14 protein-coding genes are annotated in these 13,544 nt (G+C 68.6%); 12 read left to right on the top strand and 2 right to left on the bottom strand.

Annotated elements, in window-relative coordinates:
* The first annotated feature begins 20 nt into the window (after window positions 1-20).
* The 4 genes from IEY60_RS13735 to IEY60_RS13720 all read left to right on the top strand — a co-directional run bounded on the left by IEY60_RS13735 (window position 21) and on the right by IEY60_RS13720 (window position 4,333).
* The gene (locus IEY60_RS13735; RefSeq protein WP_189027959.1) at window positions 21-767 is read left to right on the top strand and encodes an SDR family NAD(P)-dependent oxidoreductase; all 747 of its coding nucleotides are present in this window, start codon (window positions 21-23) and stop codon (window positions 765-767) included.
* The gene (locus tag IEY60_RS13730; protein WP_189027957.1) at window positions 764-2,296 is read left to right on the top strand and encodes a bifunctional aminoglycoside phosphotransferase/ATP-binding protein; all 1,533 of its coding nucleotides are present in this window, start codon (window positions 764-766) and stop codon (window positions 2,294-2,296) included. Before IEY60_RS13735 ends, IEY60_RS13730 begins: the two co-directional genes overlap by 4 nt.
* A 30-nt stretch (window positions 2,297-2,326) precedes the next feature.
* A complete protein-coding gene (locus IEY60_RS13725) occupies window positions 2,327-3,250 on the top strand; it encodes a universal stress protein (protein WP_189027955.1) in 924 nt (307 codons plus the stop codon).
* 84 nt (window positions 3,251-3,334) lie between these two features.
* A complete protein-coding gene (locus tag IEY60_RS13720; protein WP_189027953.1) occupies window positions 3,335-4,333 on the top strand; it encodes an Acg family FMN-binding oxidoreductase in 999 nt (332 codons plus the stop codon).
* Between the two features lie 73 nt (window positions 4,334-4,406).
* On the opposite strand, the gene IEY60_RS35735 is transcribed toward IEY60_RS13720, so the two are convergent.
* The gene (locus IEY60_RS35735) at window positions 4,407-4,988 is read right to left on the bottom strand and encodes a universal stress protein (RefSeq protein ID WP_229739809.1); all 582 of its coding nucleotides are present in this window, start codon (window positions 4,986-4,988) and stop codon (window positions 4,407-4,409) included.
* Between the two features lie 172 nt (window positions 4,989-5,160).
* On the opposite strand from IEY60_RS35735, the gene IEY60_RS13710 reads away from it, so the two are divergent.
* The 4 genes from IEY60_RS13710 (at window position 5,161) to IEY60_RS13695 (ending at window position 8,451) form a co-directional block, all read left to right on the top strand.
* A complete protein-coding gene (locus IEY60_RS13710; RefSeq protein ID WP_189027951.1) occupies window positions 5,161-5,400 on the top strand; it encodes a hypothetical protein in 240 nt (79 codons plus the stop codon).
* Entirely contained in the window at window positions 5,400-5,927 is a 528-nt protein-coding gene (locus tag IEY60_RS13705; protein WP_189029351.1) for a flavodoxin family protein, read from the top strand. Before IEY60_RS13710 ends, IEY60_RS13705 begins: the two co-directional genes overlap by 1 nt.
* A 100-nt stretch (window positions 5,928-6,027) precedes the next feature.
* Window positions 6,028-6,672, top strand: coding sequence for a response regulator (locus IEY60_RS13700; protein WP_189027949.1), 645 nt, complete (start codon window positions 6,028-6,030; stop codon window positions 6,670-6,672).
* A 39-nt stretch (window positions 6,673-6,711) separates the two neighbouring features.
* Window positions 6,712-8,451 (top strand): sensor histidine kinase, encoded by a 1,740-nt coding sequence (locus IEY60_RS13695; protein ID WP_189027947.1) that lies wholly within the window; start codon window positions 6,712-6,714, stop codon window positions 8,449-8,451.
* Window positions 8,452-8,454: 3 nt separating this feature from the next.
* Here the strand turns inward: IEY60_RS13695 and IEY60_RS13690 are convergent, their stop codons facing one another.
* Entirely contained in the window at window positions 8,455-9,408 is a 954-nt protein-coding gene (locus IEY60_RS13690) for a CHAD domain-containing protein (protein ID WP_189027945.1), read from the bottom strand.
* A gap of 203 nt (window positions 9,409-9,611) precedes the next feature.
* Here IEY60_RS13690 and IEY60_RS13685 point away from each other — a divergent pair, with 203 nt between their 5' ends.
* The 4 genes from IEY60_RS13685 to IEY60_RS13670 all read left to right on the top strand — a co-directional run bounded on the left by IEY60_RS13685 (window position 9,612) and on the right by IEY60_RS13670 (window position 13,542).
* On the top strand, window positions 9,612-10,475 hold the full coding sequence (locus tag IEY60_RS13685) for a universal stress protein (protein ID WP_189027943.1): 864 nt from the start codon (window positions 9,612-9,614) through the stop codon (window positions 10,473-10,475).
* Window positions 10,476-10,493: 18 nt separating this feature from the next.
* Window positions 10,494-11,348, top strand: a complete 855-nt coding sequence (locus tag IEY60_RS13680; protein ID WP_189027941.1) for a universal stress protein — start codon at window positions 10,494-10,496, stop codon at window positions 11,346-11,348.
* A 614-nt stretch (window positions 11,349-11,962) separates the two neighbouring features.
* Entirely contained in the window at window positions 11,963-12,883 is a 921-nt protein-coding gene (locus tag IEY60_RS13675; protein ID WP_189027939.1) for a universal stress protein, read from the top strand.
* Between the two features lie 209 nt (window positions 12,884-13,092).
* Window positions 13,093-13,542: a CBS domain-containing protein gene (locus IEY60_RS13670; RefSeq protein WP_189027937.1), complete on the top strand. Its 450-nt coding sequence runs from the start codon at window positions 13,093-13,095 to the stop codon at window positions 13,540-13,542.
* Window positions 13,543-13,544 lie beyond the last annotated feature (2 nt).

Raw genomic sequence — 13,544 nt, 5'->3', positions numbered from 1 at the left:
GACAGGAAGGTTCGGTCATCATGACTACTGATCTCCACGGACGCAGCGTCGTCGTGACCGGCGGCGCGCGCGGCATCGGCGCGGCTGTCGCGCACACCCTCGTCCAGGCCGGTGCGGGCGTCGTCGTCGCGGACCTGCTCGAACACGAAGGACGCGACACCGCCTCCGCCCTGGGACCCCAGGCGATGTTCTGTCACCTCGACGTCACCGACGAGAGCGAATGGCGGCGGGTACTCGATGACGCCGAAGCGAACTTCGGGCCGCTGGCGGCGTTGATCAACAATGCAGGCATCGTCGATTTCGGTGGTGTGGAGTCCGAATCGCCCTCGCAGTTCCGTCACGTCCTGGATGTGAACCTCGTGGGCTCCTGGCTGGGCATGCACCTGGCCGCGCCGCGGCTGCGGGCCGCCGGCGACGGTGTCATCGTCAACGTGTCCTCCACCGCGGGACTTATCGGCTACTCCGGCGTCGCCGGCTACGTCGCCAGCAAGTGGGGGTTGCGCGGGCTGACCAAAGCGGCTGCGCTCGAGCTCGGCGCGGCCGGAATCCGGGTCTGTTCGGTGCATCCAGGACCGATCCGCACCCCGATGACCGCCGACATGGATTCCGGTGTCGTCGCCGGCCAGCCTTTTGCGCGTTTCGGCGAGCCGGAAGAAGTCGCGGCGATGGTCGGGTTCATCGTCACCGAAGCCACTTTCTCCACCGGCTCGGAATTCGTCCTCGACGGCGGTGCGACTGCGGGTGCCTCGCTGGTACTGCCCTCATGACACCAGCACCCGGGCCGGCCAGTTCCCCACCCGCGGCGCAGGTGCACGAAACCCACACCGGGGTGGTGCTGCTGTGCGGGGACCGCGCATACAAGGTGAAGAAGTCGCTGCGCACCGACTTCCTCGACTTCACCACACCGGCCCTGCGCGAACGTGCCTGTGCCCGCGAGCTCACGCTCAACGCGCGACTGGCACCTGATGTCTACCTCGGGGTCGCGCACCTGAGCGACCCCGAGGGCGGACCTGCCGAACCGGTCCTGATCATGCGCCGCATGCCCGAGCACCGACGGTTGTCGGCGCTGCTCACCGCAGAAGCCGTGCCCGTGACCGATCTGGCGGCGCTGATCGATCTGCTGGTCGAGTTCCACAACGGCGCACAACACGGCCCCGATATCGACCGGGCAGGCACCTGCAGCGCTGTGCGCGGCCGGTGGCGCTCGCTGTTGGACCCGCTGCGTGCAGGGTCGGCCGACCTCGTCGATCGCGCGCTGCTCGACCGGATCGATCGCCGCGCGATGCGCTACCTCGAGGGCCGGGCCCCGCTGTTGGAGGCCAGGATCGCCCACGGGTGCATCCTCGACGGGCACGGAGACCTGCTGGCCGAAGACATCTTCGACCTTCCCGACGGTTTCCGGGTGCTCGACTGTTTGGACTTCGACGATCGACTGCGCTTTGTCGACCGGCTCGACGACATCGCCTTCCTCGCCATGGATTTCGAATTCCTGGGCCATCCCGAGCGCGCCGACCAGCTTGTCGCGGACTACCTTCGCGCGGCCGATGATCCCGCACCGGCGTCGCTGCGAGATCACTACATCGCCTACCGGGCCACGGTCCGGGCGAAGGTGGATATGATCCGCGCTGGTCAAGGCGATCGGACCGCCGGTCAACGCCTGCGCAGACACCTCGAAATCGCCGCGGACCGCCTCGACCGCGGTGCAGTACGCCTGGCCCTGATCGGGGGGCTGCCGGGGACCGGCAAATCCACTGTCGCCGTGGCACTGGCAGCCAGGACCGGTGCCGTGGTGCTGTCCAGCGACCACGTGCGCAAGGAACTGGCCCAAGCCGGGGAGATCGACGGCGACATCGGCCGATTCGGAGCCGGACGATATTCCGCGGCCAACCGGGCCCGGGTCTACGACGAACTCCTCGACCACGCACGCGAACTGCTCGCCGGCGGTGTCTCGGTGATCCTCGATGCGAGCTGGACCGATCCCGGCGACCGTCGCCGCGCCGAGGCACTGGCGACCGAGCTCGCCGCCGAACTGGTCGCGCTGCAGTGCCGGTGCCCCACCGAAGTGGCCCACCAACGGATCCGGCAACGCCACGGCCACAGCCACGAATCGGACGCGACCGTCGACGTCGCCGACGCGATGGCCGCCAGCGACACCGAGTGGCCCGACGCTGACACCGTAGACACCGGCGGCACGCTCGCCGACTCCGTCGCCGCCGCCGCGAGAACCTGGCACGGTGGCGCAAGGGCCTGCCCGCGCGCCGCACCCGAGGACATCGCGATCGCCCACCCAGCGTGAACAAGTTCACCGGAGCCAAGGAGAACGACCATGCCTTCCCACAGTCAGAGCCTGCCCAGCGACAGCCCCCACCGCACCGCCGCGGCCGCGGTCGTCGTCGGCACCGACGGATCCGACGGCTCGGTCACCGCCGTGCGCTGGGCCGCCCGCCTCGCCGCCGACCGCGACCGCGCGCTACACATCGTGCACTGCACCGACCCGATCGCCGACAGAACACCGCGCAGCGCCTACGACGCGTTCATCTACGCCACGATGCAAGACATCCGCCTCGCCGCCGAGCACATGCTGGCCACCGCCCGCGAGGACGCCCTGGCCGTCGCACCCTCTCTCACAGTGACCACCGAACTCGCACCCGGCAATCCCGCCCGAACACTCATCGACGCCTCGGCGCACGCGCATCTGGTCGTCCTGGGCGCCGCGGCCTCGGCCGGGGCGCTCGCCCACCTGGGTTCGACGCTGCTCGCGGTGACCTCGCACGCGCACGGCGCGGTCGTCATCGTGCGCGGCCCCGAACCCGATCGCCGCAGCGGTCCCGTCGTCGTCGGTGTCGACGGCAGCAGCGTCGGTGAGCCTGCCGTCGGCGCAGCGTTCGCCGAAGCCTCCCTGCGTGCCGCCGAGCTGGTCGCCGTCCACGCGTGGAGCGATCTGACGCAGGGACAATTCGGCGGCACCAGCTACCTCGAGATGCCGATCGACGACTTCGCCGTCGCCGAGGAAGCGCTGCTGGCCGAACGCCTCGCCGGGTGGACCGAACAATTCCCTGACGTCGTCGTGCGCCGGGAAATCGACGTCTACGGGCCGCGCGAACGGTTGGCCCACTGGTCGAAGACCGCGCAACTGCTCGTCGTCGGCAGCCGCGGCCGCGGCGGATTCCGTGGTCTGCTGCTCGGGTCGACCAGCAACTGGCTGGTCCAACACGCCGACTGCCCGGTCATGGTCGTGCACCACGACTGACCCACCGATCAGGGCATATGGTCCCCGCCGAAGGTGTGCAAAGACCGTCTCGGCACACCCTCGGCGAAGATCACACTGGCAGATATGAGCGATGAACCAGTCCCCCGAGCCCCGGACCTTCCCACGGTCCGGGCGGTGATCGAGCTCGGGTGCCGGGCCCCGTCGGTCCACAACACCCAGCCGTGGCGGTGGGTGCTCGACGGCACCCGGCTGCACCTGTTGCGCGACACCGAACGCCACCTCGACGCCGCCGACCCGCACGGCCGCCAAGCGGTGATCAGCTGCGGGGCCGTGCTGCACCACGTGCAGACGGCGTTCGCATCGCATTGCTGGCACACCGAGGTCGTGCGGTTGCCCGACCCCGCCCGCCCCGACCTACTGGCCACCCTCGAGTTCCAGCCCTGGCCCCATCCACCGGTCGGAATGTTCCGACGCGCCGAAGCGATCCAACGTCGCTACACCGACCGACTCCCGATGGCCGAACCGTTCGGGTGGGCTTCAGTGCGCCTGGTCCTCGACACGCTCGTGCAGGACCACGACCTCACCCTCGACGTGCTCGACGAGGACGCCCGCGCACGCCTTGCCCTAGCTTCCGAGCAGTCTGGCGCCCTGCGCACCTACGATCCGCAGTACCAGGCCGAGATCGTCTGGTGGACAGGCCATCTCGATACTGCCCAAGGCGTTCCGCCGTCGGCGTTGGTCTCCGACTCCGAACGCGCCCGGGTCGGCATCGCCCGCGACTTCCCGACACCGGGCCCGTCGGCACGGCGCGGCGAACTACGCGACCGCGCCCACCTCGCCGTGCTCACCGCGACCGACGAATCCCCGATGACGTGGCTGCACACCGGCGAAGCACTCTCGGCGCTGCTGCTCGAATGCACCGCCTCCGGGCTGTCGACGTGCGCGCTGACCCACATCACCGAACTGGTCTCCGGACGGCGCCTGCTGAGCAGCCTGATCGGTCACCCCGGCGTGCCGCAGGTGATCGTGCGGATCGGGTTCGCTCCCGAGCAGGACCAACCACCGCTCACCCCGCGTCGCCCACTCACCGATGTCTTCACCGAGAAGCGAGCCTCACCCTGACACATACCCTTCAGCACCACGCACCGGATGGAGGCGAGGGATGGTCGGGCATCGCCCACAACCCGCAGGAGGGTCAACGACTGCGGCTCGGCGTCGACGAACCGGGATCACCAGGCCGCGGCGACCGGTGCGCGACCGCCGTCGGCGACAGCAGGGTCGGGCGGCCCTGCGAGGTGCTCGGCTCGGCCGGCCGCCGACACAACCGACGTAGCTGTCCATGCGCCCGAGGCAAGCAGATATCGTGGACGACGCCCCAATTGTGTTGGGGACCATGACATCGCAGGTCGAGCAGCGATCGGACCCGGCGGTTGGCGACGACGATGCGCCGCACCGGCACGTCCGGGTACTGCTCGGCAAACCCGGCCAGGGTCTCGGCCAGGTCGGCCTCGGCCGACACCCGACCGACTTCCCAGCCGAAGGCAGGCAGATCCAGCGCGCCGGCATCGCTGAACGCAGGCAACGCGACCAACTCCACCTTGCGCCGAGAGGCCTCGTCGAAAGCGAGTTTCACCGCGGGCATGCTGTTGGCGCTGCCGTCGACGCCGACCAGTACCGGCATCGCCGCCGAGACCGGATCTATCGCGGCGATGCCGTGGATCACCGCCGCCGGGCAATGCGCATGCTGGGCCGCGGCCCGGCGTCCGAACGCAGCCACCCACACTGATATCGCTGGAATTGCCGCAAGCCCGGCAGTGCGCGCATCAACACTGTTCCAGTGCACCACCGGTACAAGATGGCCGTATGTCACCGGATCGGGACGCTGGTCCTCGACCTGCGGGACCTTCTACCCTGCCCCCGACCTGGGCTGAAACGCCACGCTTGGGAGCATGATCTCGACCTACCGGCAGCGACTCGACCCCCGTCGATCCGTGCTGTACCTGACCGCCGGGTTGCTGGCGACATGGGCGTTCGCAGGGGCGCTCGGACTGATCACCGGGGCTCTGGTCCTGGACCCGGAGGCCCAGGACCGGCAGCCCTGGCAGAGCCCGATCCTGGCCGGAGTGTCTTTGGCGCTGGTGGTCGGCCTGCACCGCACCAATCTCACGACGCTGAAACGAGAACGATGATGCGAGCACAGATCGTCTACGAATCCATGTTCGGCAACACCGCCGCGGTCGCCGAAGCCATCGCCGACGGCCTGCGACCACATTTCGAGGTGACGATGTGCCCGGTCGCCGAGGCCGCCGGCCGCCCGGCGCCGCAGGTCGACCTGCTCGTCGTGGGTGCCCCCACCCACGCCTTCGGGCTCAGCCGTGCCGCTACCCGCCAAGACGCAGCAGGCCAGACCGACTCCCCCGTCGAGATCGAGATCGGGATCCGCGAATGGCTCGATGCGGCACTGCCCGTGCCGTCACCGCGTCTGGCCGCCGCCTTCGGCACAAAGATCGCCCACCCGCCGTGGCTGCCGGGGTCGGCGGCGAAAGGCATCGGCAAACGCCTGCGCCACTTGGGGTATCACCTTGCTGCGGCACCCGCAGATTTCCATGTAGAGGACATGACCGGTCCGCTGCGCGCCGGCGAGCTCGAGCGCGCCACCGCATGGGCTGCACAGCTGGCCACGACCGAACCGACCCTGCCGAGGACACCGCGATGATCATGACGAGCCGTGATGCCCGATTTGTCGCCCCAGCCCCGGCGGCCGGGGACAATTGGCAATACTGTCGACTACACATCCACGGACGGAAGGAACCGCGATGACCAAGGTGTTCCTGGTCGACGACCACGAGATCGTCCGGCGCGGCGTGGGTGACCTGATAGCGCTCGAACCCGATCTCGATGTCGTCGGCGAGGCAGGGACCTGCGCGCAAGCCCTGGCACGCATCCCCGCCCTGCGTCCCGACGTCGCGGTGCTCGATGTCCGCCTGCCCGATGGCAACGGAATCGAGTTGTGCCGCGAACTGCTCTCGACCGTGCCCGACTTACGGTGCCTGATCTTGACCTCGTTCACCGACGAGCAGGCCATGCTCGATGCGATCCTGGCCGGTGCCAGCGGCTATGTCGTCAAAGACATCCGGAGCCTGGAGCTCATCAACGCCGTGCGTGAGGTCGGCGAGGGCAAATCGTTGCTCGACAACCGCGCCGCCGCGGCGCTGATGGCCAAGCTGCGCTCCGAAGCCGAGGAAAAGACCGGCCCGCTGGCCACATTGACCGAACAGGAACGCACCCTGCTCTCCTTGCTGGGCGAGGGCTTGACCAACCGGCAGATCGCCGCGCGCATGTTCCTGGCGGAGAAGACGGTCAAGAACTACGTGTCGCGACTGCTGACCAAGCTCGGCGTCGAGCGGCGGACCCAGGCCGCGGTCATGGCCGCCGACCTCGGCTCGACGCAGCACCGATGACCGCAGGCACCACCGAGTCGTCCATGCGAGAATCGCCGCATGGACGACTCGTCGGCCGTCGGCGGCCTTCCGCCGGTAGCCCATACCCTGTCTCAACTGCGATTGCGTGAACTGCTGAGCGAGGTGCAGGACAGGATCGCCCAGATCGTCGATGTTCGTGACCGGATGGACCGGTTGATCGAAGCGATGCTCGTGGTGACCGCCGGGCTCGACCTAGACAACACGCTGCGCACCATCGTCCACGCCGCCATCGAACTCGTCGACGCCCGCTACGGTGCGCTCGGTGTGCGTGAAACCGACCTCGACAGCACCGAGCTCGCCGAATTCGTCTACGAGGGCATCGACGACCGGACCCGGGTGCTCATCGGGGATCTGCCCCGCGGGCACGGCGTGCTCGGCCTGCTCATCGCCGAACCCAAACCCCTTCGGCTGGCCAACCTTTCCGATCACCCGTCCTCGGTGGGATTCCCCGCCAACCATCCGCCGATGCGGACCTTCCTCGGGGTGCCGGTACAAGTGCGCGAGGAAGTCTTCGGCAACCTGTATCTGACCGAGAAGGCCGGCGGCCAGGAATTCACCGACGACGACGAAGTGGTGGTGCGGGCACTGGCCGCGGCCGCGGGTATCGCGATCGAAAACGCCCGCCTCTACGAGCAGTCCCGCGTGCGCCAGCAGTGGCTCGAGGCAATCCGCGACGTGGCGACCGAACTGCTCGCCGGTAGCCCCTCCGGTGATGTGCTCGGACTCGTCGCCCAACGCGGCCACAGCCTGACCGGCTCGGCATGCACCTACCTCGCACTGCCCGAGGACCCCGACATCCCCCACGAGGAAATCACCGAACTCGTCGTCGTCGCCGCGGCAGGCGCCGACGCCGAGAACCTGATCGGCACGCACATCCCGCTCGACGACCCGCACTCGGCCGAAGCGTTCCGCGCCGGACGGACAGTCTCGGGCGAGGAATGCCCCGCCAGCAACCCGATCTTCGAATCCTTCACCGACGTCGGTGCGGTACTCACCTTGCCACTGCGCGCGAACGGCGCAGTGACCGGCGTTTTGACATCGGTGTTTCCCGCCGGTGCACGGCGCCTCGACACGGTTGATCAGGCACTGATGACCACCTATGCCGACCAGGCGGCGGTGGCGCTGCACCTGGCCGATACCCAACGACGGATGCGTGAACTCGACGTCTACGCCGACCGCGATCGCATCGCCCGCGGCCTGCACGATCACGTCATCCAACGGCTCTTCGCCGTCGGTCTGTCCCTGCAGGGCACAATGCAGCGGGCCAGGACCAGCGAGATCCGTGGCCGCCTCGACGAAACCATCGACGACATCCAAGCCATCGTCCAAGACATCCGCTACTCGATCTTCGATCTACAGAACAGGGCGTCGACCGACTCGCCGACCTACCGGAAACGACTGCACGCCATCATCACCGAGATGACCGCCGAGACCGGCCTGCGCACCACCGTCCGGCTGGCCGGCCCGGTCACCGTGCTCGAACCGCCGTTGTCCGACCACGTCGAAGCGGTGCTGCGGGAGGCGGTGAGCAACGTCGTGCGCCACGCCAAAGCCGACACCGTCGCTGTCGAGCTGGTGGTCGGCGACGAGGTCTCGATCGAGGTCACCGACAACGGAATCGGTATCGCGCCCGAGGCCACGCGCCGCAGCGGTCTGGCCAACCTCGCCGCCCGCGCCTCTGATATGGGCGGCACCTTCTCCATCACAGCCGGCGAGCGCGGCGGCACAACCTTGGTTTGGTCGGCGCCACTGAACTGAGCCTCACTCGGCCGCCGAACCCAGGTGCACATCGGCCATCACCCGGGCACCACGCAGTGCCTGCCAGTACGCCGAGGGCAACGCCGCCGAGTACTGCGCGGCCCGATCGATTTCGCGCTGCAGCAGCAGTCCATAGGTGAATGTCGACTCCCCGGCGTTCTCGGCTTCCCTGGCGATCTGCATCAGATGATGCTTGGCCACGGCCGCGTCTTGGTGGCCGCCGAGCAGGTCTTGCACCGCTGCCAGGCCCTGGCATGCTTGCGCGTTGCGCGCCGGAGCGACATCATCGACGCTTTCCAGGTAATAGCGGGTTCGGCGGATCGCCTTGCGCAACCCGTGCATCGCCGCATCGCGTGTATCCTCGCCGCGCGCCGACTCCACGGCACGCATTCGCGACCTGACCCGCTCGAGCAGCGCCTCGAGCACCGCCGTGTTGTCGACGTCGTCGATCCCTGGCACCACAGTGCTGCGCAGCAATCGTTCCTCGGCCATCAGATCTTCGACCATGGCGGGGAATCGTGGCGAGGCGAGAAGCTCTCGACCCGCGATCCACGCCGGGCGGGTCCGGTCGGCGAAGTATCCGCTGATCCGGGCACGCACCGGACCGCGCACATAGCGAGGTCGCAGCAGATCCGCTGCGGCGAGCAGCCAGGCCGCCTGTGTCCGGAGTTCGTGTGCGGAACCAACAGTGATGCCGAACCATCGCAACTCCTCGATGAGCCGGTGTACCTCGGGTTGGGTGCGAGCGGTCTTCCGGTGCGCGGCCAGCGCGCCCCGGGCCCGTCGGGCGGCCACGACCATGTCGGCGACCGCGTCCGGGTCATCGTGGGCGCCGGCCGCGATCTGCCCGTCCAGGATCGTCTCGCGCTGCCGGTGCAGGTATCGAGCCAGCAAAGTGCTCGCCGATGCGGGCTCGGTGACGCTGTCGGCATCGGCGGCCTTGGGAATCTCGGTCATCGCAAAGACCTACCTCGTGATTGGGATCTGTTTCCTCCACCTTGCGCTTGCCGCGCTCGTGACCACAGGGCCGTTGGCCTCGCACGGTCCCCGATTCGGGTCGGGCACGGCAACGACCTAGGACCCCTGGCAGCGGGCACTCCGACCCTGCCGTCGTGTCCGGTTCGGGGCGCACAGTGGCAGCAAACAGAAAGGCACGCACCATGTCCCCTTCTCGAAATCCGAACCAGCCGGTCGTGGTAGGCGTCGATGAATCCGAACAGTCACGCATCGCGCTGCGCTGGGCCGCGCACTACGCGACACGTCATCGAGTGCCGCTGCACATCGTCTACGCCATCGATGTCCCCGTCGATTTCGGGCCCGGGGTGACGGCCCCGATCTACGACGCCGAACGCCTGCGCAGCCATGGCGAGTCGGTCGTCGGTTCGGCCGCAGCCCAGGCCGCCGAACTCACCGACGTCGCGATCTCGACTGCCGCGGTGGAGGGCACGCCGGTCGCGGTGCTGCGCCACCGCAGCAAATCCGCGCTGCTGCTGGTCGTGGGCAGCCGGGGCCTGGGCGCGCTGCGGCGCACCCTGCTCGGCTCGGTCAGTACCTCGCTGGCCCGCCACGCCGAATGCCCGGTCGCGGTGATCCCGGAGACCGAACTCTCCAGCCGCAACGCGGTGGTGGTCGGCGTCGACGGCTCGCTGTGCAGCTCCCACGCGATCGCGATCGCCTTCGACGAGGCCGCCCGGCGCGGAGCCCGCCTGACTGCAGTGCACGTCTGGTCGGAGTTCTTCCGGTACGAGGCCCGGGCCACGATGCAGACCGAAGCCGAGGCGGTGCTGGCCGAAAGCCTCGCCGGCTACGCCGAGAAGTATCCCGAGGTCGCCGTCGACCGCGTCGTCGTGCAGGACCGGCCCGCCGCAGCCCTTCTCGCCGTAGCCGAAGGCGCCCAGCTGATCGTGGTCGGCAGCCACGGGCGTGGCGGATTCGCCGGGATGACCCTGGGGTCGGTCGCCCAGGCCGTGCTCCACGGTGCCGAATGCCCGCTGATCATCGCCCGGCCCGAGCCCACCACCTGACCAGTGAGGCCGACCACCATGCCATCACCTTCTGCCCGGCCCGTCGTCGTCGGCGTCGACAGCTCCGAATCAGTACTGACCGCGGTCCGGTGGGCAGCGCATACAGCGCACCTGCGCAGCGCCCCGCTGCATCTGGTCCACGCGATGAGTTCAGGATGGGACCTGGGCCGCGGCGTCGTCGCACTGCATAACCCGGCGATGCACAAAGACGGCCGAGCCGCCCTGGCCGTAGCGACCAGCGTCGCGGTCGAGTCGGCACCTGGGCTCGCGGTGCACACCGATCTGGTCAGTCCCTCACCCATTTCGGCGTTACGCCGACGTGCTCGCGAGGCCGAACTGCTGGTCGTGGGAACTCGAGGGCTGGGGGCATTCGAGCGTGCCCTGCTCGGTTCCGTCAGCCGCGCGCTCGCCCGCCACCCGGTCTGCCCGCTCGCTGTCGTGCCGACCGCGAACCATCTCACCGGCAAGCACCTGCCGGTGTTGGTCGGCATCGACGGCTCACCCGCCAGTGGCCGCGCTCTCGAGGTCGCGATCGAAGAGGCATCGCGACGCCGCGTCGAACTCGATGCAATCTACATCTGGTCAGAACCCGAACCGGGGATCCCGCACGCCGACATGCCTGAGCACGCCCACCGGATGCTGTCTCAAGCGCTCACCGGCTACCGCGAGAAGTACCCCGAGGTCGCGATCACCGCGCACGTCGCCGAAGGCGACCCGGCGCAGCGGCTGCTGGAGGAATCACGCCACGCCCAGCTGATCGTCCTGGGCCGTCACGGCCGCGGCCGCTTGACCGGGCACGTCCTCGGCTCGGTCAGCCGAACGGTCCTCTACGCCACGCAAATCCCCCTCATCCTCGTCGGCCTACGAATCTGAAAGGACCACCACGCCGCGCCATCTCCGAAGGGTCGGCAGGTTCCGCCAGCTGTCGCCGTCGAGCGCGTGATCATCCTGGGCCTGCCTTCCGATGTCGATTACCTCGACGTCCTCGTCGAGGTCTGCGAGCTCGGCGACAGTCCCCGTCCAGGGCTCCCAGCCGTCTCTGAGTCGAATGGGTCGAACATGGTGCCGATCCTGCCTCGTCGGGCGTGATGTCGAGCCCGATACCGCGCCCGGTGTCCCGACGGTCGGTGATGACGCCGGTGTGGATGACGCAACGCCGTGTCGGTCGGTCCAGCCGACCGGATCACCGCGGCCGAGATACGGCATCGGCAGGGCGTGAGGCGCGTCTGCGACCGTGGCCCCACGTCGGCTCGGTGTCTCCCCAGCCAGCCAGCGGGCGGTCCAGCCATTTGGACCGGCGCGGATGGTTGAGGCCGTAGGCGACTGAGCCGAGGACGCCTCCCTGCCCGCCGGTCGAGGCAGGTCGATGGCGCAGTCGGCCGCCACGCCGGAATCGGAGTCGACGCCCGCACGCTGTGCCAATGGTCCCGGTCGTTCGGGTCCAGATGCCCTGCCGGTGGTGATCTGCAACGACGACGCTGACAGGTATGAGTCAGATCACCATTGAGGGGGACGACCGGCGTTTGACCGCGCCACCACCCGTCGTCGCAGGCGTCGACGGCTCCCCCACGGCCATCCGCGCGGCCCAGTGGGCCGCGATAGTCGCCGCCGCCCGGCAGGCACCGCTGCTGCTGGTCCATGTCGTCGGACGTCATCGCTTCGCACCGACAAACACCGAAGTGCTCGACAACGCCCGCCAGGCAGTGGTCCATCGGTGGGCACAGACTGCACAGACTCCCGCGCCGGCGATCACCACGCTCACCCTGCGTGGCGACCCGGCGACCAGACTGATCGGCCTGTCGGCGACCGCGTCCGAAGTGGTCCTGGGCAGTGTGGGCGCAGGCTCGCTCGCACGAGCGAAACTCGGGTCGGTGGCGACGACGGTGGCGGCGTCATCACACAGCCCCGTCGCGGTGATCCGCCCCCTGCACAGCGGGGCCGCGGCGGTGGGGCCGATCGTGGTCATCACCGAACCCACCGACAAGGGCGCGTCCCAGGCACTGTCGGCGGGGTTGCGCACCGCTGCCGAGCGCCGCGGCGACGTGGTGGTTGTCAACATCACCCGACCGAGTACGCGGGCGTCGACGCCGGGGACCGACGATGAGATCGGGGTACTGCTGGCCGAGCGTCGCAACCGGTTTCCCTCGGTGAAAACCCGGCTGGTCACCTATTTCGGTCACCCGCGCACCGCGGTGGAGAAGTTCAGCGCCACAGCGCAATTGGTGGTCGTTTCCCGGGGCCGCAGACAGCTCTGGCCACACCTGCACGGTGCCGCGCACACGGCGCTGTATCACGCCCGCAGCGCGGTTGTGGTGGTCCCCGAGCAGGTCGGGATGCCGACCGTAATCGGGCGCTCCCACCGACATCACCGACTCGAGATCGCTGACGATGCCACCGCCAACCGATAGCCACGCGCACCTCCTTGCTCCTAGGCCGTCGAGCAACACACGAACTTGCCCTGCGGGTATCTCCCGCCACCAGGCACCAGGTCCTGCCCACGTCAGGGGCCCGCAGCTATCTGAAGTGCCTTCGACGTGGTGACCATATGCCCTCGTGGACAACGGGCTGCAGGTCGAATGATTGATTCACGGACGACACCGAAACCAGGAGGTGCACCATGACAACGACCGACGCGGTAATGCACGCTGACGTCGCCTTCATCACCGTGCGCGACACGATGGAGACCGCCGCCAGACGGATGCACCAACTCGATATCGGCGCTCTGCCGATCTGCGACGGCGAAGGGCATCCGGTCGGTATCGTCACCGACCGCGACATCGTCATCAAAGTCATCGCGCTCGGCGAGAACCCCAAGACCACCACCGCCGGCGAACTCGCCCAAGGTGAGGCGCTACTGACCATCGATGTCGGCGTCGACATCGAGCAGGCCCTGGCAGTGATGGAGCAGAGTCAAATTCGCCGGCTACCGGTCACCGACGAGGGAAAGCTGGTGGGCATCATCACCGAAGCCGACCTCGCCCGCCGGCTACCCGATCAGACGGTCGGCGAGTTCGTCGACGCGATCTGCGCCCAACACCTGCCCTCGACAACCACCGGCGAATCCTGACA

Source organism: Nocardia rhizosphaerihabitans (assembly GCF_014646295.1).
In the GTDB taxonomy this organism is placed as follows: domain Bacteria; phylum Actinomycetota; class Actinomycetes; order Mycobacteriales; family Mycobacteriaceae; genus Nocardia; species Nocardia rhizosphaerihabitans.
This window is presented reverse-complemented; position numbering and strand designations above follow the sequence as displayed.